This window comes from Lelliottia sp. F153 (assembly GCF_002870005.1).
GTDB classification, from domain to species: Bacteria; Pseudomonadota; Gammaproteobacteria; order Enterobacterales; family Enterobacteriaceae; genus Enterobacter; species Enterobacter nimipressuralis.
This window is the reverse complement of the sequence record NZ_PKFT01000009.1, coordinates 74,254-101,025: the sequence shown is the minus strand read 5'-3', so window position 1 is coordinate 101,025 and position 26,772 is coordinate 74,254. Positions and strand designations below refer to the sequence as shown.

The 26,772-nt window shown below is 55.4% G+C and carries 28 protein-coding genes; 11 read left to right on the top strand and 17 right to left on the bottom strand.

Translation table 11 applies throughout. The features are described 5' to 3' along the window. Nucleotides 1-16: 16 nt before the first annotated feature. From emrA to F153LOC_RS17900, 11 genes are all read right to left on the bottom strand, one after another. The gene (gene emrA / locus F153LOC_RS17950) at nt 17-1,192 is read right to left on the bottom strand and encodes a multidrug efflux MFS transporter periplasmic adaptor subunit EmrA (protein WP_100779187.1); all 1,176 of its coding nucleotides are present in this window, start codon (nt 1,190-1,192) and stop codon (nt 17-19) included. 128 nt (nt 1,193-1,320) lie between these two features. After that, nucleotides 1,321-1,851, bottom strand: a complete 531-nt coding sequence (gene mprA / locus F153LOC_RS17945; RefSeq protein WP_100779188.1) for a transcriptional repressor MprA — start codon at nt 1,849-1,851, stop codon at nt 1,321-1,323. A gap of 381 nt (nt 1,852-2,232) precedes the next feature. After that, on the bottom strand, nt 2,233-3,417 hold the full coding sequence (locus F153LOC_RS17940) for an MFS transporter (protein WP_100779189.1): 1,185 nt from the start codon (nt 3,415-3,417) through the stop codon (nt 2,233-2,235). A 174-nt stretch (nt 3,418-3,591) separates the two neighbouring features. Beyond that, nucleotides 3,592-4,587, bottom strand: a complete 996-nt coding sequence (gene proX, locus F153LOC_RS17935; protein ID WP_100779190.1) for a glycine betaine/L-proline ABC transporter substrate-binding protein ProX — start codon at nt 4,585-4,587, stop codon at nt 3,592-3,594. Nucleotides 4,588-4,596: 9 nt separating this feature from the next. After that, nucleotides 4,597-5,664 carry a glycine betaine/L-proline ABC transporter permease ProW gene (gene proW, locus F153LOC_RS17930; protein WP_100779191.1) on the bottom strand — a complete coding sequence of 356 codons (1,068 nt, stop codon included), beginning with the start codon at nt 5,662-5,664 and terminating at the stop codon, nt 4,597-4,599. Then, nucleotides 5,657-6,859 (bottom strand): glycine betaine/L-proline ABC transporter ATP-binding protein ProV, encoded by a 1,203-nt coding sequence (proV, locus tag F153LOC_RS17925; RefSeq protein ID WP_102105411.1) that lies wholly within the window; start codon nt 6,857-6,859, stop codon nt 5,657-5,659. Before proV ends, proW begins: the two co-directional genes overlap by 8 nt. Before the next feature lie 390 nt (nt 6,860-7,249). Next, the gene (gene nrdF / locus F153LOC_RS17920) at nt 7,250-8,209 is read right to left on the bottom strand and encodes a class 1b ribonucleoside-diphosphate reductase subunit beta (protein ID WP_102105410.1); all 960 of its coding nucleotides are present in this window, start codon (nt 8,207-8,209) and stop codon (nt 7,250-7,252) included. Nucleotides 8,210-8,218: 9 nt separating this feature from the next. Beyond that, nucleotides 8,219-10,363: a class 1b ribonucleoside-diphosphate reductase subunit alpha gene (gene nrdE / locus F153LOC_RS17915; RefSeq protein WP_100779194.1), complete on the bottom strand. Its 2,145-nt coding sequence runs from the start codon at nt 10,361-10,363 to the stop codon at nt 8,219-8,221. Then, a complete protein-coding gene (nrdI, locus tag F153LOC_RS17910) occupies nt 10,336-10,746 on the bottom strand; it encodes a class Ib ribonucleoside-diphosphate reductase assembly flavoprotein NrdI (RefSeq protein ID WP_100779195.1) in 411 nt (136 codons plus the stop codon). The genes nrdE and nrdI overlap by 28 nt, the downstream gene beginning before the upstream one ends. Continuing rightward, nucleotides 10,743-10,982, bottom strand: coding sequence for a glutaredoxin-like protein NrdH (gene nrdH, locus F153LOC_RS17905; protein WP_100779196.1), 240 nt, complete (start codon nt 10,980-10,982; stop codon nt 10,743-10,745). The genes nrdI and nrdH overlap by 4 nt, the downstream gene beginning before the upstream one ends. Before the next feature lie 261 nt (nt 10,983-11,243). After that, entirely contained in the window at nt 11,244-11,570 is a 327-nt protein-coding gene (locus tag F153LOC_RS17900) for a DUF883 domain-containing protein (protein WP_102105409.1), read from the bottom strand. 160 nt (nt 11,571-11,730) lie between these two features. On the opposite strand from F153LOC_RS17900, the gene F153LOC_RS17895 reads away from it, so the two are divergent. Continuing rightward, complete coding sequence (locus F153LOC_RS17895) at nt 11,731-12,075, top strand: DUF2002 family protein (RefSeq protein ID WP_100779198.1); 345 nt, start codon at nt 11,731-11,733, stop codon at nt 12,073-12,075. Nucleotides 12,076-12,107: 32 nt separating this feature from the next. Here the strand turns inward: F153LOC_RS17895 and alaE are convergent, their stop codons facing one another. Then, entirely contained in the window at nt 12,108-12,557 is a 450-nt protein-coding gene (gene alaE, locus F153LOC_RS17890; protein ID WP_102105408.1) for an L-alanine exporter AlaE, read from the bottom strand. 645 nt (nt 12,558-13,202) lie between these two features. On the opposite strand from alaE, the gene stpA reads away from it, so the two are divergent. Beyond that, nucleotides 13,203-13,607 (top strand): DNA-binding protein StpA, encoded by a 405-nt coding sequence (gene stpA, locus F153LOC_RS17885; protein ID WP_100779200.1) that lies wholly within the window; start codon nt 13,203-13,205, stop codon nt 13,605-13,607. A 40-nt stretch (nt 13,608-13,647) separates the two neighbouring features. Here the strand turns inward: stpA and F153LOC_RS17880 are convergent, their stop codons facing one another. Then, nucleotides 13,648-13,827, bottom strand: coding sequence for a hypothetical protein (locus tag F153LOC_RS17880; protein WP_100779201.1), 180 nt, complete (start codon nt 13,825-13,827; stop codon nt 13,648-13,650). Nucleotides 13,828-14,047: 220 nt separating this feature from the next. Between F153LOC_RS17880 and F153LOC_RS17875 the strand changes: the two genes are divergently transcribed. Beyond that, nucleotides 14,048-14,206, top strand: coding sequence for a YqaE/Pmp3 family membrane protein (locus F153LOC_RS17875; RefSeq protein WP_100779202.1), 159 nt, complete (start codon nt 14,048-14,050; stop codon nt 14,204-14,206). A gap of 9 nt (nt 14,207-14,215) precedes the next feature. On the opposite strand, the gene F153LOC_RS17870 is transcribed toward F153LOC_RS17875, so the two are convergent. Further along, nucleotides 14,216-15,145 carry a LysR substrate-binding domain-containing protein gene (locus tag F153LOC_RS17870; RefSeq protein WP_100779203.1) on the bottom strand — a complete coding sequence of 310 codons (930 nt, stop codon included), beginning with the start codon at nt 15,143-15,145 and terminating at the stop codon, nt 14,216-14,218. A gap of 366 nt (nt 15,146-15,511) precedes the next feature. Between F153LOC_RS17870 and F153LOC_RS17865 the strand changes: the two genes are divergently transcribed. From F153LOC_RS17865 to F153LOC_RS17835, 7 genes are all read left to right on the top strand, one after another. Further along, nucleotides 15,512-16,117, top strand: coding sequence for an ankyrin repeat domain-containing protein (locus F153LOC_RS17865; RefSeq protein ID WP_102105407.1), 606 nt, complete (start codon nt 15,512-15,514; stop codon nt 16,115-16,117). Between the two features lie 108 nt (nt 16,118-16,225). Further along, nucleotides 16,226-17,767 (top strand): acyl-CoA synthetase FdrA, encoded by a 1,542-nt coding sequence (fdrA, locus tag F153LOC_RS17860; RefSeq protein ID WP_102105406.1) that lies wholly within the window; start codon nt 16,226-16,228, stop codon nt 17,765-17,767. Next, nucleotides 17,767-19,182: a DUF1116 domain-containing protein gene (locus F153LOC_RS17855; RefSeq protein ID WP_369804808.1), complete on the top strand. Its 1,416-nt coding sequence runs from the start codon at nt 17,767-17,769 to the stop codon at nt 19,180-19,182. The genes fdrA and F153LOC_RS17855 overlap by 1 nt, the downstream gene beginning before the upstream one ends. 11 nt (nt 19,183-19,193) lie before the next feature. Further along, the gene (locus F153LOC_RS17850) at nt 19,194-20,738 is read left to right on the top strand and encodes a xanthine permease (RefSeq protein WP_102105404.1); all 1,545 of its coding nucleotides are present in this window, start codon (nt 19,194-19,196) and stop codon (nt 20,736-20,738) included. 85 nt (nt 20,739-20,823) lie between these two features. Further along, nucleotides 20,824-21,774: a carbamate kinase family protein gene (locus F153LOC_RS17845; RefSeq protein WP_102105403.1), complete on the top strand. Its 951-nt coding sequence runs from the start codon at nt 20,824-20,826 to the stop codon at nt 21,772-21,774. A 23-nt stretch (nt 21,775-21,797) separates the two neighbouring features. After that, nucleotides 21,798-23,177, top strand: a complete 1,380-nt coding sequence (locus tag F153LOC_RS17840; RefSeq protein WP_102105402.1) for an amidohydrolase family protein — start codon at nt 21,798-21,800, stop codon at nt 23,175-23,177. 92 nt (nt 23,178-23,269) lie between these two features. Continuing rightward, nucleotides 23,270-24,004, top strand: a complete 735-nt coding sequence (locus tag F153LOC_RS17835) for a bifunctional 2-polyprenyl-6-hydroxyphenol methylase/3-demethylubiquinol 3-O-methyltransferase UbiG (protein ID WP_102105401.1) — start codon at nt 23,270-23,272, stop codon at nt 24,002-24,004. On the opposite strand, the gene F153LOC_RS17830 is transcribed toward F153LOC_RS17835, so the two are convergent. Further along, nucleotides 23,998-24,615 carry a short chain dehydrogenase gene (locus tag F153LOC_RS17830; RefSeq protein ID WP_102105400.1) on the bottom strand — a complete coding sequence of 206 codons (618 nt, stop codon included), beginning with the start codon at nt 24,613-24,615 and terminating at the stop codon, nt 23,998-24,000. The two genes, F153LOC_RS17835 and F153LOC_RS17830, sit on opposite strands and share 7 nt — an antisense overlap. An 83-nt stretch (nt 24,616-24,698) precedes the next feature. Between F153LOC_RS17830 and F153LOC_RS17825 the strand changes: the two genes are divergently transcribed. Continuing rightward, nucleotides 24,699-25,598 carry a LysR family transcriptional regulator gene (locus tag F153LOC_RS17825; RefSeq protein WP_102105399.1) on the top strand — a complete coding sequence of 300 codons (900 nt, stop codon included), beginning with the start codon at nt 24,699-24,701 and terminating at the stop codon, nt 25,596-25,598. Between the two features lie 17 nt (nt 25,599-25,615). Here the strand turns inward: F153LOC_RS17825 and F153LOC_RS17820 are convergent, their stop codons facing one another. Both F153LOC_RS17820 and F153LOC_RS17815 read right to left on the bottom strand, forming a co-directional pair. Continuing rightward, on the bottom strand, nt 25,616-26,176 hold the full coding sequence (locus F153LOC_RS17820; RefSeq protein WP_102105398.1) for an Ail/Lom family outer membrane beta-barrel protein: 561 nt from the start codon (nt 26,174-26,176) through the stop codon (nt 25,616-25,618). Between the two features lie 233 nt (nt 26,177-26,409). Next, nucleotides 26,410-26,772: a hypothetical protein gene (locus F153LOC_RS17815; protein WP_102105397.1), complete on the bottom strand. Its 363-nt coding sequence runs from the start codon at nt 26,770-26,772 to the stop codon at nt 26,410-26,412.

The following is a 26,772-nucleotide window of genomic DNA, read 5'->3' as shown; positions in this document are numbered from 1 at the left end:
ACCGCTCACCTTCGGATTAACCGGCGTTCGCTTTCACGATGTCGTCAATCAGCTTGTTGACCGGATCAAGGCTGATTTCACGGGCGTTGCTTTCATAGGCCGGATGGTTTCGGACCTGATTCGCCAGCATCTGACCTTCGCGGTCAGCGGTATCTACCGTTACCAGGGTCGACAGACCGATACGCAGCGGGTGATCCGTCAGCTGTTTCGCGTCCAGTTCAATACGAACCGGCAGACGCTGAACCACTTTGATCCAGTTACCGGTGGCGTTCTGCGCAGGCAGCAGTGAGAACGCGCTGCCGGTGCCCATATCCAGACCGACCACTTTACCGGTGTACTTCACGTCGTCGCCGTAAATATCACTGACGATAGTCGCGGTCTGGCCGATACGCATGTGGGCCAGCTGCGTCTCTTTGAAGTTGGCATCTACCCACAGATTGTTCGCCGGCACCACCGCCATCAGCGGCGTCGTGGTGCTAATCTGTGCGCCAGGCTGAACGGAACGACGGGAGACGTAACCGGTCATCGGGCTGACAATTTTAGTACGTTGCAGGGCAAGCCAGGCGTTACGCACTTCGGTTGCCGCCTGTTTAACGGCAGGCTGCTCTTCAAGATGGGTACCCAGAATCATCGCCTGGTTGGCGTTGTACTGCTGGATTGCCACGTCAAGCTGAGCCTGCGCGCTGGCCACAGCGTCACGCGCGTGTTGCAGCTCTTCACGGCCAATCAGGTTGGCGGTGCCGAGCGGTACACGACGATTCAGGTCGCTCTGCGCCTGCGCGAGGGCGGTTTTCTGCACGTCGATGCTCGCCTGCAACTGCTTGCTGTTAATCATCGACTGACGGGTTTGACGCACGCTTGAGGCCAGCTGCGTCTGCGCTTTTTCAAACGCCTGCTGCGCATCGGTCGGGTCGAGCGTGACCAGCACATCTCCTTTTTGCACAAAGTCGGTATTGTCAGCCCAGACTTTCGTCACGCTGCCCGACACCTGCGCCATAATCTGAACCTGGTTCCCTGCCACGTATGCGTCATCGGTCTCTTCAATATGACGCAGTACTAAAAACCAATAGATCCCATATGCCACGGCAATAATAATAAAGAGCAAAGTCAGCAGCAGAAGGGCGCTTTTGCGTTTGCCTTTCTTAGTGTTGACCGGTTGCTGCGGGGGAGTGTTCTCCGCATTTGCGCTCATTGTAGTTCTCCACGATCTTCTTATTTTCACATCGGCTGGGCCGACCTGTTGTCAGAAAGGCCAGCAGTGTAACGTGCTGGCCTATCAGTATTTCTTATGTAATCTGGATGGTTGAGCGTGTCGTCGCGTTAGCTTAGCGCCTCGAGAATGGCGCCCTCTTCGTCCATCTGATCCAGACGGGTGAGGAGCTTGCGAGTGATGTGCTCTAGCTGGTCGCGCTCGGTCGTGCTCAGGGCAGACCAGAGCTGATGCAGACAGTTGTGCTGAGGTGGAAGCACCCCACGCAGGAATTCATGACCTTTATCGGTCAGTTGCAGATGCAGGCAACGGCGATCGTTGTCACTTTCACGGCGTTCAATCCAGCCGCGTTTTTCCAGCTCATCCGCGATGCGGGTCGCGTTAGTGCGAGAAGAACCCAGGGCGCAGCTCAATTCAGAGGGCTGAATGCTGTGATCTTCCTGAGATTCCAGGGTAATTAACGCCATAAACAACGTCTCGTTAATCCCTTGAGCTTTCAGCATTTTATTGCGGTTATCCAGCAGCTTACCCTGCATGTGCATGCAAAGACGGGTTAACAGGATCTCCTGGTACGGGAAGTCCTCGTAGCGACTGGCGCGAAATTTAAGCATTTGTTCAATTGGGGTAAACGAACTATCCATTTGGGCATGACCTCATTAATTACAGTCGATATAGTAACGACAGTGACAAATAATGTAAATGAATTATTTGTGCGGTTATATCCGCCAAACTGATATCACTGTCAGAAAGTGCCGGGCGAATCCGTGACCCGGTAAGCACAGAAATGAAAGGGCTAACGCCCACGAAAGACGGGGTCGGGTGATGAGAAACAGCATGAGGTTTCAAACAGAACGGAAATGTCGGCAATCTGATGGGGCCGGGAGCAGCCAGTAGGTCTGAACTATTCATGCGGTATTCTAATATGTCACCCACAGTAAAATTTCTGGGATAAATAATTACGCTCACCTTAACAGAGTGCGGGGCTGCTTAACACCCTAAGAAGCCCCAAACCGATGTAAAGCTTAGATAATGGCTTCCTGAAGGTGATAGCCGCGCCACCAGATGAGCAGGTTAACGGCTGCAACAAGGGTACCGACCACGCACACGCCGGTCCAGCCGTAATGCTGCCACGCGGACGCCGAGATCAGGGAGCCTGCCGCACCGCCGATAAAGTAGCTGGTCATGTAACCGGCAGTCAGGCGGTTACGAGCCTCGGGCTTCACGCGATAGATCACCGTCTGGTTAGTGATATGCACGCCCTGTACGGTCAGGTCGAGGACCAGAATCCCGACAATCAGCGACAGCACCGAGATATGCCCGTACCAGATCGCCGCCCAGGAGAGGAGCAGCATGACCAGCCCGGCGGAGGTTGTGAGATGGGATTTGCCTTTATCCGCCAGACCACCGGCAGGGCGAGCGCCCAGCGCACCGGCCGCACCCGCCAGACCAAACAGGCCAATCACCCCTTCGGAATAGTTGAACGGCGGCGAGGCCAGCAGGAAGGCCATTGAGGTCCACAGAATGCTGAAGTTGGCAAAGGTGAAACAGCCCAACAGCGCGCGCGTTCTCAGAAGTTTATCCTGGGTGAACAGGCTGAACACCGAGCCGAGAAGCTGAGGGTAGTTAAGATGATTTTCCTGCTTCACTTTTGGCAGGCCGCGCCACAGGGCAAAGGCCATCACGACCATCAGCACGCTGGCGACCCAGTAGACCGTGCGCCAGCCGCCAAGACTTGCCAGCAGCCCGGCAACGGTTCGCGCCAGCAAAATCCCCAGCAGCAGGCCGCTCATGATCGTTCCTACCACTTTGCCGCGCTTTTCTGGTGCCGCGAGCGTGGCGGCTAGCGGCACGAGGATCTGGGCCACGACCGAGAACAATCCGGTCAGCGCCGTACCGAGGATCATCATCCCCAGCGACTGGCTGGAGGCGGTAATTAACATCCCGCCCGCTGCCAGCAGCGTCATGGAGACGATCAGTCTGCGGCGTTCAAACATATCGCCGAGCGGCACGAGGAACAGCAGGCCCGCGGCGTAGCCGAGCTGGGCGGCTGTCACAATAAAACCGGCGGAACTGGCGGAGAGCGAAAAGGCGCGGGCGATGGTGTCGAGTAAAGGTTGCGCATAGTAGTTACTGGCCACCGCGAGGCCAGTTGCCACAGACATGAGCAGAATAAGTGCCGGGCTAAGCCCTTGAGAAGTTTTCGTCATGAGAGTCAGGAATCGTGAGTTAAGTGATTATTTTTTCAGAAACCATCATAACGGATGAATGTGAATGTTGGGGATTTGTTGCGTGGTGGTTTGTGCGGTTTAGGCCTGGGGGGAGTTTGATGCCCTTACCCTAACCCCCTCCCAAACGGGAGAGGGCGAGGTAAGGAAAAAGCGTTACTTCTGCGCTGCCAGCGCCTCGTTCACCCAGCCATCAAACTGCTGCTGGTGGGCTTTGATCCAGCCGTCAACGTGACCCTGGACATCGGCTTCAGACGATTTGCCTTCATGCATCATCGCATTCTGCGCGTTGATATCAGCCAGCGGCAGTTTCATCACCGAGAACAGCTTCGCCGCCGCCGGATTTTTCTCAGCCCAGGCTTTGTTCGCGACGATATGCATGGTGTTCACCGGGAAACCGTAGTTCATGCCGTTTGGCAACTTGGTGTCGATATCTTTCTGCTCACCTGGCAGAGAAGAGAACGGCACCTGCAGCCACACTACGTCTTTGCCTGGCTTCAGCACGTCGCTCACCCAGTACGGCGTCCAGGTGTAGTAGATCACTGGTTTACCCTCTTTAAAGCGGGCGATGGTATCTGCCATCATCGCGGAGTAGTTACCGTGGCTCACGTCGACGGTCTTTTCCAGATCGAAGGCTTTGTTCTGGTGGTTAATCACCGCCTCACAGCCCCAGCCCGGCGAACAGCCCATCATGTCGGCTTTGCCGTCACCGTTGGTGTCGAACAGTTTGGCGATCTTCGGATCTTTAAGCTGCTCAACATTGGTGATGTGGTATTTGTCGGCGGTTTTCTTGTCGACCAAATAGCCCTGCGCAGCGCCGGTCACGAAGGTGCCTTCGCGGTAAAACTTCTTACTCCCGCCGGCGGCGGCATACATGTCATCATGCAGCGGCTGCCAGTTCACGGCGGTAAAGGTCGCATCGCCAGAGGCAATCGAGGTGTAGCCGACGTTGTAATCCACTTCGCTCGGCTTATTGACCGTATAACCCAGTTTTTCAAGGGCGCGGCTGACGATCATGGTCTGGAAGGACTCTTCCGAAATTGTGCTCTGTACCGGTTGAACGGTAATGCCTTTACCCGGCAGGTCAGCGGCGAATGCGCTGGTAGAGACAAGGGTGGCAAACGCTGTGGCAAAAAGGATGTTATGTCGCATCGTTGTTCCTTATTTAATGAATGGACGGGTAATCAACCCGACCGGGCCGGTGCTGTACCAGCGACGGTTGCCGCGACTGCGTGAATCGCGACCGACTGCCTGAGTCAGGCGGTCAAGAATAATGGCGAGGATCACGATCCCGACGCCGCCCACGGTGGCCAGTCCCATATCGAGACGACCGATACCGCGCAGTACCATCTGGCCGAGGCCACCCACAGCAATCATTGAGGCGATCACCACCATCGAGAGGGCGAGCATCAGCGTCTGGTTCACGCCTGCCATAATGGTGGGCATCGCCAGCGGGAGCTGCACTTTAAACAGCATCTGACGCGGGCTGGCACCGAACGAGCGTGACGCTTCGATCAGATCGGCTGGCACCTGGTTAATCCCCAGAATGGTCAGACGGATAATCGGCGGCAAGGCGAAGATAATGGTCACGACCACGCCCGGTACGTTACCGATCCCGAACAGCATTACGATAGGCACCAGATAGACAAACGCCGGCGTGGTCTGCATCGCATCCAGCAGCGGACGAATAATTTTCGCCGCCCTCGGGCTGCGCGCCAGCCATATGCCCATCGGCAAACCGATCACCACGCAGAACAGCAGGGCGGTGAGCACCAGCGCCAGAGTAATCATCGCCTGAGACCAGGCTCCGATAGCACCAATTAAAATCAGTGAAATAAGTGTGGCGATCCCCATACCTGCACTGCCGAACTGCCACGCAATGAGCGCGAACAGCGCAATGGCAACAGGCGCGGGCATTCCGAGCATCATCTGCTGGAAGCCGTTGAGAATGTAATCCACCGGGACGCGAATGCCCTGGAACACCGGACGGAAGTGGGTCACCACCCAGTCGATGCCTTCGGTCACCCAGCTGTCCAGCGGGATCAGGGTTTTATGGAACGGGTCCATAATATTGAAATGTTCTGGTGCGGGCGCCGGAGCGCTGTTGAGCCAGTCGGCGGTGCTACCGCCGTCAGCGGGCGCAGGCGCAGAAGTTCCCCATGCGTCTGCCGATTGTGCGGCGCTATCTGCCGCTTCTGTGGTTCCCCACGGATTAGATTGATCAGCCATTGTTTGCCCCCTCGCGATCTAAAGCCTGCAGCAACATGCGTTTTGAGATGATGCCGACGTACTGTTGTTCTTCTCCAATGACCGGAACCGCGCAGGGTGCCTGGCCGACGTGAGAGAGCAACTCGCTGAGCGGCGTTTCGGCGTCCACGGCAAGCGGAGCGTCGAGTAACGCCGCATCGATTCCCTGGTTTTCGCTAAGCGCTTTTTTCAGAGAGTCGATGGAGACAATGCCTACAAATTTATTACCGCGCTCAATGACATAGCCATATTCGCGGTCTTCGTCCTGCAGCAGTTTCAGCGCCGAGCGCGGGCCAAACCCTGGCGTGCGGCGAATAATGCCATCCAGCGCACGGCGGGAAATATCTTTCGCGCTAAACACCTGGCTAATATCCACGCCCCGGAAGAAGGTGCGCACATAATCATTGGCCGGATTATTCAGAATTTCGTCCGGCGTGCCGACCTGCACCACTTCGCCATTTTGCATAATGGCAATGCGATCGCCAATACGCATCGCTTCATCGAGATCGTGGGAAATAAAGACCACGGTTCGCTGATGTTTTGCCTGCAGTTTTACCAGCTCATCCTGCATCTCGGTACGAATTAATGGGTCGAGCGCTGAGAAGGCTTCATCCATTAATAAAATATCGGGATTGATGGCTAATGCGCGGGCTAAACCGACGCGCTGACGCATACCGCCAGAAAGTTCATCCGGATAGCCGTGGGCATAATTTTCCAGTCCCACCTGGCGTAATGCATCCAGCGCTTTTTCCTGGCGAATCGCCGCAGGGATTCCCGCTAATTCCATACCGAAAGCGGTATTATCCAGTACCGTCATATGTGGCATTAGCGCGAATGACTGGAAGACCATCGCAATCTTTTTCCTGCGCACCTCACGAAGCTCGGCGTCAGATATTCTGGCGATATCAACGCCATCAATCAGCACCTGTCCGCGGGTGGGTTCAATCAGGCGATTGAGAAGGCGAACCATAGTGGATTTACCCGAACCGGATAACCCCATGATGACGAAAATCTCGCCTTCTTCAATTGCCAGACTGGCGTCTTTAACGCCAAGGGATAATCCTGTCTTCTCCAGGATTTGTTCTTTTGAAAGTCCTTTTTCAATATATTTGAACGCGCGCTGTGGATGCTCGCCAAATACTTTATAGAGATTTTTAACTTCTAATTTAATTGCCATGCAATAGAGTAATTCCCGTTATTTATTAGCGTCGATATCAATACCATTAAAAATAATGAACTGGCCATACCCTAACATACTGAGAATCTGAGACAACCCTTGTGCCGCGTGTGGCACGAATTTTGCCGGTGGTGAAATGGCTGAATTTCCCATGAGGTAAGGGCTGAGCGGGTGTCGAATTTTTCTGAGATTTTTGCCGCGCGGTCGGGGAATTTCTTCTGGATCGGAATGATTCAGGAGAATATGACGCTGGAATTACAGTATAGATTACAGGGAATATTTGTGGGGAGAAAATGGGATTTATATTAAATTAACGAGCGTTAGGTCTGGCGATTTGACGATCCCCTCTCCCGAAAGGGAGAGGGTTAAAATGAAGGGGAAAATACCGCGTTAAAAATCCCAGTCCTCATCCTCCGTTTCCACCGCTTTACCCATCACGTAGGATGAGCCGGACCCGGAGAAGAAGTCGTGGTTTTCGTCGGCATTCGGCGAGAGCGCCGCCAGAATCGCCGGATTCACCTCCGCCATCTCCGGCGGGAACAGCGCCTCGTAGCCGAGATTCATCAGCGCTTTGTTGGCGTTGTAGCAGAGGAACGCTTTGACATCCTCCTCCCAGCCGGTTCCCGCATACAGCTCTTCCGTGTAGCTCAGCTCGTTGTCATAAAGATCCATCAGCAAATCCAGCGCAAAATCTTTCAGCTCCTCGCGTTTTGCGTCGCTAATCTTCTCCAGCCCTTTCTGATATTTATAGCCGATGTAATACCCGTGAACCGCTTCGTCGCGGATGATCAGGCGAATCAAATCGGCGGTGTTGGTCAGCTTGCCGCGACTCGACCAGTACATCGGCAGCCAGAAGCCGGAATAGAAGAGGAAAGATTCCAGGAACACGCTGGCGATTTTCTTCTTCAGCGGCTCATCGGCCTGGTAATACTCCAGCACCAGCTGGGCTTTGCGCTGGAGCGGGGCACTCTCTTCGCTCCAGGTATAGGCCGCATCCACATCTTTGGTCTGGCAAAGTGTTGAGAAAATCGAGCTGTAGGAACGGGCGTGGACCGCCTCCATAAAGCTGATATTCGACATCACCGCCTCTTCGTGAGGCGTCAGTGAATCCGCCATCAGCGCCGGGGCGCCGACGGTGTTCTGAATAGTGTCCAGCAGCGTCAGCCCGGTAAACACGCGGATGGTCAGCTGCTGTTCGGCGTGGCTGAGGGTGGCCCACGCTGGAATATCGTTGGAGAGCGGCACTTTTTCCGGCAGCCAGAAGTTGCTGGTCAGGCGGTTCCACACCTCCAGATCTTTATCGTCCTGAATTTTGTTCCAGTTAACGGCGCTTACGCGTGACAGTTTCATCCTTTCTCCTTACAGCGCGCAGGACACGCAGCCTTCAATTTCGGTGCCTTCCAGCGCAAGCTGACGCAGGCGAATGTAGTACAGGGTTTTGATGCCTTTCTTCCAGGCGTAAATCTGCGCCTTGTTGATATCGCGCGTGGTGGCGGTATCGGGGAAGAACAACGTCAGCGACAGCCCCTGATCCACATGGCGGGTCGCCTCGGCGTAAGTATCAATAATCTTCTCCGGGCCGATTTCATAGGCATCCTGATAGAGCGCCAGGTTCTCGTTGGTCATAAACGGCGCGGGATAGTAGACGCGTCCGGTTTTGCCTTCCTTGCGGATCTCAATCTTTGAGACGATAGGGTGAATGCTCGACGTCGCGTGGTTGATATAGGAAATAGATCCGGTAGGCGGCACGGCCTGCAGGTTCTGGTTGTAGATGCCGTACTGCATGACGTCGGCACGCAGCTGCTGCCACATCTCGCGCGTCGGAATCGGGACCCCGGCACGGGCGAACAACGCCCGCACTTTCTCGGTTTTCGGCTGCCAGTCACTTTCCAGATACTGATTAAAATACTCTCCGCTGGCGTAGCGCGACTGCTCAAACCCGGCGAAGCGCTGGTTACGCTCGCGGGCCAGCATCATTGAAGTATGCAAGGCATGCCAGGTGATGGTGTAGAAATAGAAATTCGTGAAATCCAGCCCTTCGGCACTGCCGTAAGGAATGCCTTCGCGCGCCAGATAGCCGTGCAAATTCATCTGACCCAGCCCGATGGCGTGAGACGCGGCATTCCCGGCTTCGATCGACGGCACGCTGCGGATGTGGCTCATGTCCGACACCGCCGTCAGGCCACGAATCGCGGTTTCCACAGTGCGGCCAAAATTCGGGGAATCCATGGTGTGGGCAATATTCAGTGAGCCAAGATTGCAGGAGATATCTTTGCCTGTTTCGGCGTAATCCAGATTCTCGTCGTAAGTCGACGCGCTGTTGACCTGCAAAATCTCCGAGCACAGATTACTCATGTTGATACGCCCGGCAATCGGGTTAGCGCGGTTCACCGTGTCTTCATACATGATGTACGGATAGCCGGACTCGAACTGGATCTCGGCCAGCGTCTGGAAGAAGTCGCGGGCATTAATGGTTTTTTTGCGAATGCGATCGTCAGCGACCAGCTCGTCGTACAGCTCGCTAATGGCCACATCGCCAAATGGCTTGCCGTAGATGCGCTCAATGTCATAAGGCGAGAAGAGGGCCATCTCGGCATTCTCTTTCGCCAGCTGGAAGGTGATATCCGGGATCACCACCCCAAGGGACAGCGTTTTGATGCGGATTTTTTCGTCGGCGTTTTCGCGTTTGGTATCGAGAAACCGCAGGATGTCCGGGTGATGGGCGTGAAGATACACCGCGCCCGCGCCCTGGCGCGCACCCAGCTGGTTAGCGTAGGAAAACGCATCTTCCAGCATTTTCATCACCGGGATCACGCCAGAAGACTGGTTTTCGATGCGCTTAATCGGCGCGCCGGACTCCCGCAGATTCGACAGCAGAAACGCGACGCCGCCCCCGCGTTTGGAAAGCTGCAGGGCCGAGTTCACCGCCCGGCCAATCGACTCCATATTGTCTTCGATGCGCAGCAGGAAGCAGGAGACCAGCTCACCGCGCTGGGCTTTCCCGCAGTTGAGGAATGTCGGCGTGGCGGGCTGGAAGCGGCCCGAGAGGATCTCGTCCGTCAGCTGTTGCGCCAGCGCTTCATCACCCTGCGCGAGCGTCAGGGCCACCATACAGACGCGATCTTCAAAACTTTCCAGATAGCGTTTGCCGTCGAAGGTTTTGAGCGTGTAGCTGGTGTAATACTTCCAGGCGCCGAGGAACGTCTGGAAACGGAAACCGCTGGCGTGGGCGCGTTCAAACAGTTTCACCACAAAGTCGCGATCGTAGCGCGTCAGCACCCGCGCTTCGTAATAACCTTCGTTGACCAGATAGTCGAGGCGCGCCTGCTGGCTGGCAAAAGAGAGCGTGTTCGGGCGGACGTGGGCGGCAAAAAAGGCCTCCACCGCCTCGTGGTCTTTGCCAAACTGAATATTCCCCTCGCGATCGTAGAGGTTCAGCATAGCGTTCAGGGCATGGTAATCCGTTGAGCCTTGCACTACGCGTTCTGCGGTTGTCGTTGCCAAAATTCGTTCACTCCTTTACGCACGTTCTCTACGTCCTGCTGTGTCCCCATCAGTTCAAAACGATAGAGATACGGCACGCCGCACTTTTGAGAGATAACATCCCCGGCACGGCAGAACGCGTCGCCAAAATTGCGATTGCCTGCGGCGATCACACCGCGAATCAGCGCCCGGTTGTGGGGATCATTAAGAAAGCGGATTGCCTGACGGGGCACCGCGCCCGCCGTTCCACCGCCGCCATAGCTGGGGACCACCAGAATATAAGGTTCGTCTACCTGAATGCGCTCGCGCTCGTTGAGCGGAATACGCACGGCGGGCAGCCCGAGACGCTCGATAAAGCGCAGCGTATTTTCCGAGCTGCTGGAGAAGTAGACGAGCAGACTCATGCGCTGACGGCCTGCGTTTGCAGGCGATTAATCATGTCCGGGCGAAAGCCTGACCAGCTGGTTTCCCCGGCGATCACCACCGGAAGCTGACGAAATCCTTGCGCGCGCAGGGCGTCTGCCGCATCGGGCTGCAAGTCCACATTCACCATCTCAAACGCGACGCCACGGTTTTCCATTGCACGTTTCGTGGCGTGGCACTGAACACAGTCGTTACGAGTGTAAATAGTAATGCTCATGATTCGTATTTCCATTTAGAATGAGGGAGCGGCGCGTATGAGTGCGTCGGGTTGTGTGTGTCTTGTTAGAGGGAATACTAGATGTAGTTGGTGTAAGTTTCAACCATACAAGATATGGGATTTATCAATTGATTTTGCCTTGATGATGAGCGATGCGAGGAGGGGCAGGCTGCACGCGGCTTCTGGCGTTTTTTTGACCGTAAAAATAAAAACCCCCGATCGCAGAGGCGAACGAGGGTCAGCAAATGACGCGTTTTAAGGTTATTTACGCAGCGTCAGTAAGGCACCGATAAAAATCCCTACTGCGGCAACGGTCCCCACAGCGTACAACGGTTTTTCACGGATAAAGGTATTGGCACAGCCAATCGCATCGCAGGCGGCCTGCGTGGTGCGTGAGTGGCCATGCATCCGGGCGCGGGTTTCACGCAGCAGAGACTGAGCCTTACGTCTGGCGACATCCGCCTCATCCTTTGCATCAGAGCCCCAGGATTTCAATACATCCTCCAGTGTGTCGGCTAATTGGCTGACATCGTTACGAATATCCTGAGCGTCGTCATTAATATCGTTTCGGTTCGGTCTGTTAAACATACGATCCTCCATAATTTTGCGTTCACACACAGTTTAGTCCAGGTTTTTAATATCTGAAGCGAGTCACGACTTATCGTGGCCTTTATGGATTTATCTGAAAGCGTTGCTAACGATGATTATTGTAAGGTTGGCCCGCAGGAAAAGATAACGAGGATAAAATATGTATTTACGACCCGATGAGGTGGCGCGCGTTCTTGAAAAAGCGGGTTTCATCATGGATGCAGTGACTCAAAAAACATACGGATATCGCCGTGGCGATAATTATGTCTATGTTAACCGCGAAGCCCGAATGGGACGCACTGCGCTGATTATTCACCCCACCCTAAAAGACCGTAGTTTGTCGTTTGCTGAACCTGCCACGGATATCAAAACCTGCGATCATTATCAGGAATTTCCGCTGTATTTAGCCGGAGAACGGCACCAGCATTACGGTATTCCGCATGGTTTTAGCTCCCGCATGGCGCTGGAGCGATTTCTGACAGGTCTGTTTGGCGAACCGCAATAAACGTGCGACTGGCAGCGGCCAGTCGCAGCACTTTACGCCTGGGACTGATGATACTGGCTGACTTTAAACAGGCGGCGACAGTAGTCCAGGAAGTAGCCATAGGCCGCACCCATCAACATCGACACCACAATATTCGAGCTGACGGCAGCCGCAATCTGATGCCAGTCTGCGCCGACGGTCAGCAAAATCGCCACATACACCGGTGACTGGAAGGTGACGTAAGCCAGCACGTCTGCCAGGTTTTTGAGCCAGCCCGACGGGCTAACACGGCGCGCCAGGCGCATGACGGCGTCACGGTAAAAACCATACGGCCATGCAATAAGAATGTTGACCGGAATGGCCACCAGTCTGGAAGAAAGGGACTGCTCAAAAGACATTCCGGAGAGGAATATCTCGATCAGCATGTTCACTACGGAACAGTAGACGACCATCGCGAAAGTGTCTGCAACTGCATGGCGCAGGCGAGACTGCGGTGAGAACATGTCCGAACTCCTTGAGAAGAACACAAAACAGAGATTTTACCTGCAGCGCATGGTGCTTTAGGTTGGTTTGTTGAACGTGTATAGAGTATCTCTCTGCTTTGAAAGTCACAATGAGTGAAAAATATTTATTTAATGGCCTTTTGTCCATGAAATGCTCTAAAACATCCCGCTTTTTCACTGCGGCGGTGCTTTCTGTTTTTATCTTGTAAATATGCTTGTAAATCAATTAAATGAGTGAGTGCGAGCAATGAGATGTATTCGCGAAAATTATCGTCTCAGCAGACTCAACTTCCGAACGGGTAAAAACGTGGCGACGTATTATTAATGTTCTATTTTCGCCTGTTTTGTGGTGAATTGTTCTGATCGGTTTCTTGTTTAGTTATGCTTAACAGTTGAGTGATTATTCAGCATTATGCGAGAGAGGGGCGGCGTTTGCTCAAAAACGTGCTCATAAGAAATAGAAAGTGTGAGCTAAACAAAAGCAATATTGAATGGAATGCAAATAAAGGTAAGGATAATTAATTAAATATTGTTGAATATCCTTAATAAAAGTCTGGGAGGAATCTCGCTGGATATTCAAAGTAAAGTGGATTACCATATTGAACTATTGCTCATTGAATCAACTCATAAAAGGTCTTCAGTAATATGTCTTCAATGTTACAAAATCTTAATAATATCCGTACCCTTCGCGCAATGGCGCGCGAGTTTTCTGTTGATGTGCTTGAAGAAATGCTGGAAAAATTCCGCATTGTTACGGAAGAAAAACGTAATGAGCAAGATGAAATGCAGAGTCAGCAGGCTGAACAGCAGCAGAAAATTAATGCTCTGTTAGAGCTGATGAAAGCTGACGGTATTTCTCCAGAAGATCTGCTGGGTAAAGACGTTCTGAAAGGTGCCAGCCAGCCGCAAAAACGTCAGGCGCGTGAAGCGAAGTACCGTTTCACTGACGCAAACGGCGAAGTGAAAACCTGGACCGGCCAGGGCCGTACGCCTAAGCCAATCGCCACTGCGCTGGCAAATGGCCAGTCACTGGATGATTTCTTAATCTAAGTGATTTCACATCAGGGCGGTATCTCACCGCCCTGAGCTTTCAGCAGACGCCGAAATCGCCGTCTTCTTTATACAACGCCACATCCGCCGCCTTCAGCGTAAACTTCTCTCCCTGCTCATTGCTCGCCTGCACGGCAACAATTTGATCGTCATGCACTTCAACGACTTTCAGCTTTGGCCCGCCCATACGTGGCTGCACAACATCTCCAACAGTAAACATAATGTCCTCCTCGTTTTGGTATTTCTTACCTTAGCCCACGTCATCAGCCGGGTACAGGTGTAACGCGTGAATACTCCTTAATCGTTAGTCTAAGTGATTGTAAAAAGGGTAAAGGAGCGTAAAAGCAGGCTTAAGGAATGGCGCGACACGGTAAACTCGCTACGCTTAACGTTAAAACTTTTTTTAACAATGTTCTTTTTTTAGCTTGAATGGAGAAAGTATGGGTTTCTGGCGTATCGTTATTACTATTCTGATCCCGCCACTGGGTGTTCTGCTCGGTAAAGGTTTCGGCTGGGCGTTTATTTTGAATATCATTCTGACGCTGCTGGGTTACATCCCGGGGCTTATTCACGCCTTCTGGGTGCAGAGCCGCGATTAAAAACGCGCGTTAATCACGCCACAGTAAATCGCTATATATCCCGGTCAGTACCCCCTGAGGCCCAAACTGCTGTTTGATCCAGCGGGTTACCTGGCCGGTCGCGGCATGCTGCGTGGCCAGCAGCATGCGCGAGTCCTGGCGCGGATTGTTAATGCGTCGCGTCACCAGTAATCCATCTTCTACCGCTTCGCGCGCCATATGTTCCGGTAAAAATCCAATTCCCTCGCCCAAAATCTGACACTGACATTTGGTGTTAAAGTCTGGCACCAGAATCGCCTCCTGTCCGTGCAGCAACCAGCCCACTTTTTTATTGATCGTATGCGCCGTGTCTTCGACCATGATGTTGGGATAGAGTCGCAGCTGGCTCTCGGCAATCGGCTCCGGGGAAAACGCCAGCGGGTGCTGGGGAGAGATAGCAAAAACCCAGCGAATCGCGCCGATTTCCGTGTAATCAATCCCGCCGCCGTCAAGCAGCGTATCCGGCGCGCCAATCGCAATATTGGCCTGATTATTAATGATCGAATCCCACACGCCGTTATACACCTCGGTGGTGACGGTGATCTGGCAGGTGGGGAACTGTTTTTTTAAGACCTGTAACAGCCGGGCGGTATGACGCGGTGTGTATAACAGCTGGTTGATACAGATCCGCACCCGCGCTTCGATACCCTGTGAAATGGTATCAATCCCGCGTTTGATGGCGTGGAAGTCATTGAGCAAATCCGTCGCTTTACGGTAAAAGTAAAACCCGGACTCCGTCAGCTCGATGCTGCGCGTATTGCGCACAAACAGCACCACGTCCAGCCCCGTCTCCATCCGTTTGATGGTGTAGCTAATGGCGGAAGTGGTCACGCCCAGCTCTTCGGCCGCTTTGCTAAAACTGCCGAAGCGTGCGGCGGCGGTAAAGGCCAGCAGGTTCTCTTCCGTAAATATCGAATTCATGGCGCAGCCCCTCACATAAGCCCCGGCGGTATTGTTGAATCTATTTGTAATCGCCCGCAACGGCAATCAGTTTTGAACAATATTTAACACTGCAGTTACATCTCATTTGAGCACTATCACACTTCTGCTATTTTGTTTCAGGCCGCGCCAGGCAAGGCGTGTCGAGATATAAGCAGAATGCGCTTTTACGGCGGAAAAGGACGTCAACGATAAGAAAAACATTGCACCGACGCACGTTTTGGCCCGACTGTTGATTTCCATTCAATAATCCCTGTCCTTACGATGAATGAAATTTAAGCGGATTCTTTTATCACGGGGCTGTTGCTATTCTCAGGTCATCAGAAATGAAAACATCGGAGTCTGAATATGTCTGCAAATGAACTCGTTACTGAATTTCTGCTTGCGGCAGAGCAGGGCAATCTGGATGCACTCAAAGCCTGTCTGGAAAAAGGGGTGGACATCAATGCCACCAATCGCCAGAAAAGAACCGCCATTATTATTGCCAGCCTGAAAAAGCATTATCCTTGCGTTGAATTCCTTATTTCCGCCGGTGCGGATATCGATAAACAGGACCAGACCTGTTTTAACCCGTTCTTAATTAGCTGCCTGACGAATGACCTTACCTTGCTGCGCATCTTCCTGCCGGCTAATCCGGATCTCGATCGCCTGTCACGCTTTGGCGGCGTGGGGATTACCCCTGCGAGCGAAAAAGGCCACGTGGAGATTGTCCGCGAGCTGCTGGCGCATACGGATATCAACGTTAACCACACCAACTTTGTCGGCTGGACGCCCTTACTGGAAGCCATCGTCCTCAACGACGGCGGGGCGAAACAGCAGGAGATCGTCAAATTACTCCTCGACCACGGCGCCAATCCACACATGACCGACAAATACGGGAAAACCCCGCTCGAACTGGCGCGCGAAAAAGGCTATCACGCGATTGCTGAACTGCTGTTAGCCGCCGGCGCGTAATGTATTCGGCAAGCCGTTTTGGGCTTGCCTGACCTGAATTTTTTCACGTTTACCATCATGCCTTAATCATGATGGCGGCCCCCTTTTGCCCGCATTCGGGAGGAAAACATGCCCACCAAAATCGTTATTAAAAAGAATACCTATTTTGATTCTGTCTCACTGATGTCGGTCTCGACCAAAGCCAATAAATTGCCCGGTGTGGAACAGGCGTTTGTGGCGATGGCGACTGAAATGAATAAAGGCGTATTAAAAAACCTGGGATTATTAACGCCAGAATTGCAGGACGCTAAAAACGGCGACCTGATGATTGTGATTAAAGGCGAGGCCGCCAGTGACGAAACGCTGGCTGCCATCGAAGCCTTATTTACCCGTAAAGAGAGCGGCGGCGCGCACGAAGCCCGTTTCGCTACCCTCGCCAGCGCCAAAACGCATCGCCCCGACAGCAACCTGGCAGTGATCTCCGTCAACGGCCTGTTCGCCGCCCGCGAAGCACGCCAGGCGCTGGAAAACGATCTCAACGTGATGCTCTTCTCCGACAACGTCAGCCTCGACGACGAGCTGGCTCTCAAGCAGCTGGCGCACCAGAAAGGTCTGCTGATGATGGGACCCGACTGCGGAACCGCCATTATCAACGGCGCAGCACTGTGCTTTGGCAACGCGGTACGTCGCGGGCCGATTGGCATCGTCGGCGCGTCGGGGACTGGCAGCCAGGAGCTGAGCGCGCGTATTCATGAGTTTGGCGGCGGAATTTCACAGCTCATCGGCACCGGCGGGCGCGATTTGAGCGAAAAGATCGGCGGCCTGATGATGCTCGACGCCATCGACATGCTGGAAGCCGACGAAGCCACTGAAGTGATCGCGCTCATCTCCAAACCGCCTGCGCCGAAGGTGGCCGAAAACGTGCTGGCCCGCGCCCGCGCCTGCCGCAAACCAGTCGTTGTTTGTTTCCTCGGTCGCAACGAACCGCCAGCCGATGAAGCGGGTTTGCAGTTCGCGCGCGGCACCAAAGAGGCGGCCCTGAAAGCGGTTCTGCTCACGGGCATCAAAGAAGAGTCTCTCGATCTCCACCCGCTCAACTGGCCATTAATTGAAGAGGTGCGCGCTCGCCTCACGCCACAGCAAAAATACATTCGCGGTCTGTTCTGCGGCGGCACCCTGTGTGACGAAGCGATGTTCGCGGCGCTGGAAAAATTTGACGACGTCTACAGCAACATCCAGCCGGACCCGACCAAACGTCTGGCGGATCTCAACGTCAGCCAGGCCCACACCTTCCTCGATTTTGGCGACGATGATTTCACCAACGGCAAACCGCACCCGATGATCGATCCGACCAACCGCATCAGCCGCCTGTTGCAGGAGGCGCGCGACCCGGAAGTGGGCGTCATCGTGATGGATTTCGTGCTCGGTTTCGGCTCTCACGAGGATCCGGTCGGGGTGATGATCGACGCCATCAAAGAGGCGCAGGCCATTGCCAAAGTGGACAACCGCCCGCTCGAGATCCTCGGCTACGTGCTGGGCACCGATCTGGATACTCCGTCCCTGTCGCAGCAGTGCCAGCTACTGACAGACGCAGGTGTGATCTGGGCGAGCAGCAGCACTAACACCGGATTACTGGCGCGTGAATTTGTCTGCAAAGGAGAGAAAGCCTGATGAAAACCTTATTTAACCAGCCGTTGAACGTCATTAACGTAGGCATCGCCCTGTTCAGCGACGATCTGAAAAAACAGCACGTCCCGGTCACGCAGCTCGACTGGACGCCGCCGGGGCAGGGCAATCTGCAGGTGGTCGAGGCGCTGGATCAACTGGCGCAGCCGACCCTTGCCGGGAAAATTGCCGCCGCCAACAAAGTGGCATTGGAGCGGATTATCCAGTCCCATCCGGTGCTGGTGGGCTTCGACCAGGCCATCAACGTGGTGCCTGGCATGACCCCTACGACCATCCTGCACGCCGGGCCACCGGTGGCGTGGGAAAACATGTGCGGCGCGATGCGCGGTGCGGTGACGGGGGCGCTGGTGTTTGAAGGGCTGGCTGATTCTCTGAGCGACGCCGAACGCCTGGCGGCTTCCGGGAAAATTACGTTCTCGCCGTGCCACGAACACGACTGCGTCGGCTCAATGGCGGGCGTCACGTCGGCGTCGATGTTTATGCACATCGTTGAGAACAAAACCTACGGTAACCGCGCGTTCACCAACCTCAGTGAGCAGATGGCAAAAATCCTGCGCATGGGGGCCAACGATCAGAGCGTGATCGACCGTCTGAACTGGATGCGCGACGTGCTCGGCCCGATGCTGCGCGATGCGATGAAAATCATCGGCGAAATCGATCTGCGCTTAATGCTGGCCCAGGCGCTGCACATGGGTGACGAGTGCCACAACCGCAATAACGCGGGCACCACGCTGCTGATCCAGGCCCTGACGCCGGGGCTGATTCAGGCCGGTTATCCGGTGGAGCAGCAGCGTCAGGTGTTCGAGTTTGTGGCGAGCAGCGACTACTTCTCTGGCCCGACGTGGATGGCAATGTGCAAAGCCGCGCTGGATGCCGCGCACGGCATCGAATTCAGCACCGTCGTCACCACCATGGCGCGCAACGGCTATGAATTCGGCCTGCGCATTTCCGGCCTGCCGGGGCAATGGTTTACCGGTCCGGCGCAGCAGGTGATCGGCCCAATGTTTGCCGGTTACAAGCCGGAGGACTCCGGTCTGGATATCGGCGACAGCGCCATCACTGAAACCTACGGCATCGGCGGGTTCGCGATGGCGACGGCTCCGGCGATTGTCGCGCTGGTGGGCGGTACGGTGGATGAAGCCATCGACTTCTCGCGTCAGATGCGCGAAATCACCCTCGGCGAAAACCCGAACGTCACCATTCCGCTGCTCTCGTTTATGGGCATTCCGACGGCGATTGATATCACTAAAGTTGCCGCCAGCGGCATCCTGCCGGTGATCAACACCGCCATTGCCCACAAAGACGCCGGGATCGGCATGATTGGGGCGGGCATCGTTCACCCGCCATTTAGCTGTTTTGAAAAGGCGCTGTTGACCTTCCGCGATCGCTACTTTTTATAAGGCAAGCATCCATGAAAAGCATGAAACTGGAGTGGAAAAGAGGTGACTGGGCGGCCTATTTCGGCCTGATGACCAACAACCTGACCAATTTGCTGACCATGATGGGGCTGCTCATTTTTGTCGTTGGCATCCCGAAAGAGATTGTTTATGGACGTATCGCGCCAGCCTTCGGGCTGGCGGTGCTGGTCGCCAGCATTTGCTACGCGTGGTTTGGCCTGCAGATGCAGCGCCAGACCGGGCGCACGGATGTGACGGCTCTGCCCTCTGGCCCAAGCGCGCCGTCCATTTTCACGGTGACGTTCCTGGTGCTGATGCCGGTTTACCAGCAGACCGGCGACGCGGATTTCGCCATCCAGATTGGTCTGGTGTGGTGCTTTGTTGAAGCGATGATTCTGGCGGGCGGCTCATTTTTAGGCGAAACCATCCGCAAGATGATCCCGCGCACCGTGCTGCTGTCGTGCCTGTCCGGTTTAGGTCTGCTGCTGTTGGCGATGAACCCAATGCTGCAGGCGTTCGAAGCGCCGACGGTCTCCTTCATCGTGCTGCTGCTGATCTTCATCAACTGGTTCGGCAAAAAACCGATCTTCGCCCGCATCCCGACCGGTCTGTTGCTGTTGATCGCCGGGACGGCGCTGGCGTGGATCTCCGGTCTGCAAAGCCCGGAAGCGATCAAAGCGTCCATGTCATCGTTCGGCTTTAACCCGCCGGAAATCCACGTTGACAGTTTCATGCAAGGTCTGCCGCACGCCCTGCCGTATCTGGCCTCGGCGGTTCCACTGGGGCTGGCGAACTATATCTTTGACCTCGAAAACATCGAAAGCGCCCACGCGGCGGGGGACGAATACCCGACGCGCAAGGTGATGCTGGCGAACGGTCTGGCCTCCATGCTCGGCTGTCTCATGGGCAACCCATTCCCGGTGACGGTCTACGTCGGTCACGCGGGCTGGAAAGCAATGGGCGCAAGCATTGGCTACACCCTGGCGTCGGGCGTCACCATGTTCATCGTGCCGCTGTTCGGGCTGGGGGCGTTTATGCTCGCCATCATTCCGATGACCGCCATCGTGCCGATTCTGGTGTTTATCGGCGTCGTCACCGCCAACCAGGTGGTGAGGGAAACGCCCAAAGTGGAGGTGCCCGTCATCTTTATCTGTCTATTCCCGTGGATCGCCAACTGGGCGCTGACCATGATGAACAGCGTGATGGGGGCGGCGGGAACCAATGCGGCAAAAATCGGCACCGACGTGCTGCACAGCAAAGGCATCTACTACGAAGGGCTGGTGCATCTGGGCAACGGCGCACCGCTCGCCAGCATGCTCTGGGGTTGTATCGCGATCTTCGCCATCATCAATAAACCCCTGCGCGGAGCGATTGCCGCGGCGGTGGGGGCGCTGCTGGCTCTGTTCGGCGTGATTCACGCGCCGGTGGTGGGATTTGCCGAAGGCAGCTCGCTGATGTTTGTGACGGCGTACCTGATGATGAGCGGGATGTTCGTGGTGAAACATGTGCTGGACAGCCGCGAAGTCGCGCGGTCGGTCGCGCCAGTTTCTGAGTCCTGATAATGCCTGATCCCCTCACCCTCATCCTCTTACAGGGGAGAAGGGCCGGGTGAGGGGGCCAGACCGCACCCATAAAGGAAACACAATGAAAGAACTCATGGTCGTCGCCATCGGTGGTAACAGCATTATCAAAGATAACGCCAGTCAGTCGATTGAACATCAGGCGCAGGCGGTCAAAGCGGTGGCGGAATCGGTATTAGAGATGCTCGCCTCCGACTACGACATCGTCCTCACCCACGGCAACGGCCCGCAGGTGGGGCTTGATCTCAGGCGTGCAGAGATTGCCCACGAGCGCGAAGGGCTGCCCCTGACGCCGCTCGCCAACTGCGTGGCCGACACGCAGGGCGGGATCGGCTATCTGATCCAGCAGGCGCTGAACAACCGTCTCGCGGCGCGCGGGGAGCAAAAGGCGGTGACGGTGGTCACCCAGGTGGAAGTGGATCAACACGATCCCGGCTTTACTCATCCGACTAAACCTATCGGTGCCTTCTTCAGCGAAGCCCAGCGCGATGAGCTGCAGCTCGCCCATCCGGACTGGCACTTTGTGGAGGATTCCGGGCGCGGCTATCGTCGCGTGGTCGCCTCGCCGCAGCCGGTGCGCATTGTTGAAGCCGACGCCATCAAAGCGCTGACGCAAAAAGGCTTTGTGGTGATCGGCGCCGGAGGCGGCGGGATTCCGGTGATCCGCACTCAAGAGGGGGATTATCAGAGCGTCGACGCGGTGATTGATAAAGATCTCTCCACCGCGCTGCTGGCGCGCGAAATCGCCGCCGATGTACTGGTGATCACCACCGGCGTTGAGAAGGTGTGCATCAACTTTGGCAAGCCGAACCAGCAGGCGCTGGATACCGTGAGCGTGGCGCAGATGACGTGCTACATGGAAGAGGGCCATTTCCCGGCGGGCAGTATGTTGCCGAAAATAGTCGCCAGTCTGGCGTTCCTGAAACAGGGCGGCAAACGGGTCATCATTACCTCGCCAGACTGCCTGCCTGCGGCGCTGCGCGGTGAGACCGGCACTCACATTGTGAATGCGTAAAAGAGCACGAAAAGGAAGATACGATGAAAGAGAATAAAAGCCGCCGTGAGTTTATCAGCCAGAGCGGCAAAATGGTCACTGCCTGCGCGCTGTTTGGCGCGACCGGCTCCGTCGCGTATGCTGCTGAGACAGCGAAGAACACCTGCGAGACGGGCAAAACGATGAACATCACCGCGAAACATTACTACCTCGACAACGTGCTGCTGGAGGCCGGATTTAACGTCGACGGCGATGTGGCAACCAGCACTCGCACCGAACTTAAAACCCTGGAGATCCAGGACGGCAAAATCGTCGCCCTGCGTGACAACAAAAGCCATGCCGACAGCGCGCTGCCCCATTACGATGCGGGAGGCAAGCTGATGCTCCCGGCGATGCGCGACATGCACATCCATCTGGACAAGACCTTCTACGGCGGCCCGTGGCGCTCGCTGAATCGCCCGGCGGGCACCACTATTCAGGACATGATCCGCCTCGAACAAAAACTGCTGCCCGAGCTACAACCTTATACGCAGGAACGTGCGGAAAAGCTGATCGACCTGATTCAGTCCAAAGGCTCGACCATCGCCCGCAGCCACTGCAATATCGAACCCACCTCCGGCCTGAAGAATCTGGAAAATCTGCAGGCGGTGCTGGCGCGGCATAAGCCCGGTTTTGATTGCGAAATTGTTGCGTTCCCGCAGCATGGGCTGCTGCTGTCAAAATGCGAACCGCTGATGCGTGAAGCGATGCAGGCCGGGGCGCACTACGTCGGCGGGCTGGACCCGACTAACGTCGACGGCGCGATGGAAAAATCTCTCGATACCATGTTCCAGATCGCGCTGGATTATGACAAAGGGGTGGATATCCACCTGCACGAGACCAGCCCCGCAGGCGTAGCGGCGGTGAATTATATGGTGGAGACGGTCGAGAAAACCCCAGCGTTAAAAGGAAAGCTGACCATCAGCCACGGCTTTGCGCTGGCGACGCTTAACGAACAGCAAGTGGATGCCCTCGCCACGCGCATGGCGGCGCAGCAAATCACCGTCGCCTCGACCGTGCCGATTGGCACCTTACACATGCCGCTCAAACAGCTGCGCGACAAAGGCGTATTTGTGATGACGGGCACCGACAGCGTGATCGACCACTGGTCGCCGTACGGTCTGGGAGACATGCTGGAAAAAGCGAACCTGTATGCGCAGCTCTACATCCGTCCGAACGAGCAAACGCTGTCCCGCGCGCTGGGCATTGCGACTGGCAACGTACTGCCACTGAACGACAAAGGCGAACGCGTGTGGCCGAAAGCGCAGGATGCCGCGAGTTTTGTGCTGGTGGACGCCTCCTGCTCGGCAGAAGCCGTTGCGCGTATTTCCCCACGAACCGCGACGTTCCATAACGGGAACCTGGTGTGGGGCACCGTGAGCTAACAGTGCGCCGGGTGACGGTTACGCCTTGCCCGGCCAACAAAACCTAAACCCTGCGATATACTGCTACGCATATTCACCAAGAGGGATCTGCGATGGCACAAAATATTTACGACAATCCGGCGTTTTTCGAGGGCTACGCCCAGCTTCCGCGCTCGGTGCAGGGGCTGGACGGCGCACCGGAATGGCCGACGCTCAAATCCATGCTGCCCGATCTGGCCGGTAAAACGGTCATCGATCTGGGCTGCGGTTACGGCTGGTTCTGCCGCAGCGCGCGTGAACTCGGCGCGGCGCAGGTGACGGGCGTCGATATCTCCGAGAAAATGCTCGCCCGTGCCGCCGAGCTTACCGCCGATCCCGCCATCACGTATCAACGCCTCGATCTCGAGGATGTGAAACTGGAAGACAACAGTCTCGATCTGGTTTACAGCTCGCTTGCGCTGCACTATCTGCCGGAACTCGATACACTTTTTCGCCACGTTCAGCGTGCGCTCAAACCCGGCGGCAGCCTGGTCTTTTCGATGGAGCATCCGATCTACACCTGCGCTTCGCGCCAGGGCTGGCTGACGGATGACAACGGCCAGCGGTTCTGGGGAGTGAATCAGTATCAGCAGGAGGGACAGCGCGTCAGCAACTGGCTGGCGGACGGCGTGATCAAATATCACCGCACGCTTGGCACGACGCTGAATGCGCTGATTCACGCAGGTTTAAGCCTTCGCGAAGTCAACGAGTGGGGTCCAACGCAGGCGCAGATTGACGCCTGGCCCGCGCTGGCCGAAGAAGCGGAGCGACCGATGCTGGTGTTGATCGCTGCCGTTAAGCCTCAGTAACCGACTTTATAGACCCGGCCACTCTGCACGCCTTCCACGCTGCGGCGATAGGCCAGCGCGACGGTGGCGGCAGGCACGCTTTCAAAGCCGGGGAAGAATCCGTCGTAGGCTTCGGCGGATTCGGTCAGCACCGTCGGGCTAATCAGGTTGATACGAATGCCGCGCGGCATTTCGCAGGCAGCAGCGCGCACAAACCCTTCGAGCGCCACATTCACGGTGGTGGCGTTCACCCCTTGGGCAATCGGCTCGTGGGCGACAATTCCGCTGATCAGGGTAATGGATCCGCCTTCGTTCAGGTAGTGCTGTCCGGTAAGCGCCAGGCGCACTTGCCCCAGCAGCTTGTCCTGCAAACCCTGGTTGAAATCGCTGTCTTTCATGGTCGCCAGAGGGCCAAAGTGCAGCCCGCCGCTGGCCGAGACAATCGCATCCACCGGGCCGATTTTTTCGAACAGGGCCTGCACGCTCTCCTGCGAGGTAATATCCACCTGCTCATCACCCTGCGTGCGGCCAACGCGAATAACCTCGTGTTTACGGCTGAGCTCTTCTGTCACGGCGCGGCCAACCGTACCGCTGGCACCAATAATGACGATTTTCATAGCAGACTCCTTCATGTTGTGAGCCTCCATTCTTTAATAAAACAGAATTCGGATAAACTGGGCTAAAGTTAGAGCATTACTAACCAAGGGTTTGCAATATGGATAAGCTTCGCGGCATGGAGACTTTTATCGCCGTGGTCGAAAGCGGCAGCTTTACGCTGGCGGCGAGTCGGCTGGAGATGTCGGCGGTGATGGTTGGAAAGTACATCGCCCTGCTGGAGACGCAGCTTGGCACGCGTCTGCTGGAGCGCAACACGCGCCGTCAGAGCCTGACAGACGCCGGGCGGGTGTTTTACGACGAGGCGAAACGGGTGCTGGAGCAGGTGTCGATTGCCGAAAGCGCCGTGGAGCGTCTGCGTGCAGCCCCGGCTGGCACGCTGCGCATCAGCGCGCCGACCTCCTTTGGCGGGTGTGTCATCGCGCCGCTCACGGCGACCTTTCTTCAGGCGTGGCCGGAGGTGCGCGTCGAGCTGGATCTGACTAACCGGATGGTGGATATGGTCAACGAGGGTTTCGATCTGGCGATCCGTATCGGTGATATTCGTAACGACGATCTGGTCGCGAAATATCTCTGTCCGTACCGGATGGTGATCTGCGCGGCACCGGACTATCTGGCGCGCCACGGCACGCCGCAAACGCCTGCCGATCTGATCGATCATCTGTGCCTGTCGCATACGGTCTGGACCGCGCGCAACGAGTGGCGGCTGCCGGGCGTGGAAGGGGAGGTGCGCTGGAAGCGCGATGCGATCCTGCGCTGTAACGACGGATATGGGTTACGCACGGCGGCGGTGGCCGGGGCGGGTTTATTATTACAACCGGAAGTGCTGGTGGCCGACGAGCTGGCGAGTGGGCGGTTGATCCGCGTGCTGGCGCCTTTCACTCCGCAGCCGAGACCGGTGCACCTTCTCTGGCGCCAGGATTTACGCCCGTTGCCGAAATTGACGCAGTTTATTGCACACCTTGTTCAGCATGTGTCGACAATAGCCCCTCTTCCGTAGAGAGGGGCAGGGCAGAATTAGAAACGATACCCGACGCCGACGTTCCAGCCATTAATTGAGTGGCTGCCGTCGATATCGGCATTCGTCCCTTCGTAACCGACGTTAACGGCCAGTTCCTCGGTTGGGTTAAATTGCACTCCCGCGCCGTAAGCAAAAGAGGTCGATTTTTCAGAGAGGCTGTCTTTTTGCGTATAGCCGTCGCCCGCGTTCACCCATTTGGTATCCACATCGGCTTTGGTATGTGCCACACCGCCCAGCGCATATAACGAAACATATTCATTAATGCGATAAGCCGGACCGACCATCAGGGAATAATATTTCACGTCGATATGATTTTTGACGGAATCAGAATCGACATAATATTTCTGGTCATCATCGCCGCTCATATAGGTGAAAGAACCGATGACGCTGAGCGGGGAGTTCCATTCGTAGCGATATTGTGCGTTAACACCGCGAATATTTTTAAAGTTCTCAACTTTGCTCTGCGCATAGCCAAGAGAAACCGTGTGGTTATCCGCCAGAGCTGCGCCGCTGGCAAGGCTTGCCGCCACGAATACCGCCAGAGATATTTTTTTCATTTTCCGTAATCCTTGTGCCGTTATTTTATTGTGGGTCACGCCGGTGTAATCCGGCAAATATGTCATGGACATTCCATGGCAAATGAAACGGTTAAAATTGTTGGTTTTTTTGGCAGGCGATGAAATGGGGATTAATCCTAAAGCCCGGAATATTCCTGGTGTATCCCTCCCCTATATTGGTAGGGGAGGGCATTATTTTAATTAGGGCACAAACCGCTGGGGCTTTTATTTCGTTAATTACATTTTCCGGTCGGGGCTTTTAAGGGGCCACATTGACCAAAATCGAGTAACACATAGCCTTTTTCCATCATGCAATTCTCAAGATGGGCGATTCGCTTGTCGTGCTGTGCCATCGTTTCGCCTCCGACAAGCTGATTACGGTTAAATGGCTGCGTGTCAGGATCAATTTTTTTGTCTAAACCACAGGCGTAAAGATCCTGTTTGCGCTGCGCCGTATTGGTATGTCCGAGCGTGCCTTTTTTCTGGATGGTCTGGACATAGGGGACGTACTGATAATTGGTCGAATCCAGATCGGCAACAACGCATCCGGTTAAGTAAAGAGGACAAAGTAAAAGTAATCCGCGACGTAATGTCAT

What these genes read in the sequence shown, in the direction of transcription:
- emrA (WP_100779187.1), bottom strand. Translation starts at nt 1,192, where the DNA reads ATGAGCGCAAATGCGGAGAACACTCCCCCGCAGCAACCGGTCAACACT.
- mprA (WP_100779188.1), bottom strand. Translation starts at nt 1,851, where the DNA reads ATGGATAGTTCGTTTACCCCAATTGAACAAATGCTTAAATTTCGCGCC.
- F153LOC_RS17940 (WP_100779189.1), bottom strand. Translation starts at nt 3,417, where the DNA reads ATGACGAAAACTTCTCAAGGGCTTAGCCCGGCACTTATTCTGCTCATG.
- proX (WP_100779190.1), bottom strand. Translation starts at nt 4,587, where the DNA reads ATGCGACATAACATCCTTTTTGCCACAGCGTTTGCCACCCTTGTCTCT.
- proW (WP_100779191.1), bottom strand. Translation starts at nt 5,664, where the DNA reads ATGGCTGATCAATCTAATCCGTGGGGAACCACAGAAGCGGCAGATAGC.
- proV (WP_102105411.1), bottom strand. Translation starts at nt 6,859, where the DNA reads ATGGCAATTAAATTAGAAGTTAAAAATCTCTATAAAGTATTTGGCGAG.
- nrdF (WP_102105410.1), bottom strand. Translation starts at nt 8,209, where the DNA reads ATGAAACTGTCACGCGTAAGCGCCGTTAACTGGAACAAAATTCAGGAC.
- nrdI (WP_100779195.1), bottom strand. Translation starts at nt 10,746, where the DNA reads ATGAGTCTGCTCGTCTACTTCTCCAGCAGCTCGGAAAATACGCTGCGC.
- nrdH (WP_100779196.1), bottom strand. Translation starts at nt 10,982, where the DNA reads ATGAGCATTACTATTTACACTCGTAACGACTGTGTTCAGTGCCACGCC.
- F153LOC_RS17900 (WP_102105409.1), bottom strand. Translation starts at nt 11,570, where the DNA reads ATGTTTAACAGACCGAACCGAAACGATATTAATGACGACGCTCAGGAT.
- F153LOC_RS17895 (WP_100779198.1), top strand. Translation starts at nt 11,731, where the DNA reads ATGTATTTACGACCCGATGAGGTGGCGCGCGTTCTTGAAAAAGCGGGT.
- alaE (WP_102105408.1), bottom strand. Translation starts at nt 12,557, where the DNA reads ATGTTCTCACCGCAGTCTCGCCTGCGCCATGCAGTTGCAGACACTTTC.
- stpA (WP_100779200.1), top strand. Translation starts at nt 13,203, where the DNA reads ATGTCTTCAATGTTACAAAATCTTAATAATATCCGTACCCTTCGCGCA.
- F153LOC_RS17880 (WP_100779201.1), bottom strand. Translation starts at nt 13,827, where the DNA reads ATGTTTACTGTTGGAGATGTTGTGCAGCCACGTATGGGCGGGCCAAAG.
- F153LOC_RS17875 (WP_100779202.1), top strand. Translation starts at nt 14,048, where the DNA reads ATGGGTTTCTGGCGTATCGTTATTACTATTCTGATCCCGCCACTGGGT.
- F153LOC_RS17870 (WP_100779203.1), bottom strand. Translation starts at nt 15,145, where the DNA reads ATGAATTCGATATTTACGGAAGAGAACCTGCTGGCCTTTACCGCCGCC.
- F153LOC_RS17865 (WP_102105407.1), top strand. Translation starts at nt 15,512, where the DNA reads ATGTCTGCAAATGAACTCGTTACTGAATTTCTGCTTGCGGCAGAGCAG.
- fdrA (WP_102105406.1), top strand. Translation starts at nt 16,226, where the DNA reads ATGCCCACCAAAATCGTTATTAAAAAGAATACCTATTTTGATTCTGTC.
- F153LOC_RS17855 (WP_369804808.1), top strand. Translation starts at nt 17,767, where the DNA reads ATGAAAACCTTATTTAACCAGCCGTTGAACGTCATTAACGTAGGCATC.
- F153LOC_RS17850 (WP_102105404.1), top strand. Translation starts at nt 19,194, where the DNA reads ATGAAAAGCATGAAACTGGAGTGGAAAAGAGGTGACTGGGCGGCCTAT.
- F153LOC_RS17845 (WP_102105403.1), top strand. Translation starts at nt 20,824, where the DNA reads ATGAAAGAACTCATGGTCGTCGCCATCGGTGGTAACAGCATTATCAAA.
- F153LOC_RS17840 (WP_102105402.1), top strand. Translation starts at nt 21,798, where the DNA reads ATGAAAGAGAATAAAAGCCGCCGTGAGTTTATCAGCCAGAGCGGCAAA.
- F153LOC_RS17835 (WP_102105401.1), top strand. Translation starts at nt 23,270, where the DNA reads ATGGCACAAAATATTTACGACAATCCGGCGTTTTTCGAGGGCTACGCC.
- F153LOC_RS17830 (WP_102105400.1), bottom strand. Translation starts at nt 24,615, where the DNA reads ATGAAGGAGTCTGCTATGAAAATCGTCATTATTGGTGCCAGCGGTACG.
- F153LOC_RS17825 (WP_102105399.1), top strand. Translation starts at nt 24,699, where the DNA reads ATGGATAAGCTTCGCGGCATGGAGACTTTTATCGCCGTGGTCGAAAGC.
- F153LOC_RS17820 (WP_102105398.1), bottom strand. Translation starts at nt 26,176, where the DNA reads ATGAAAAAAATATCTCTGGCGGTATTCGTGGCGGCAAGCCTTGCCAGC.
- F153LOC_RS17815 (WP_102105397.1), bottom strand. Translation starts at nt 26,772, where the DNA reads ATGACATTACGTCGCGGATTACTTTTACTTTGTCCTCTTTACTTAACC.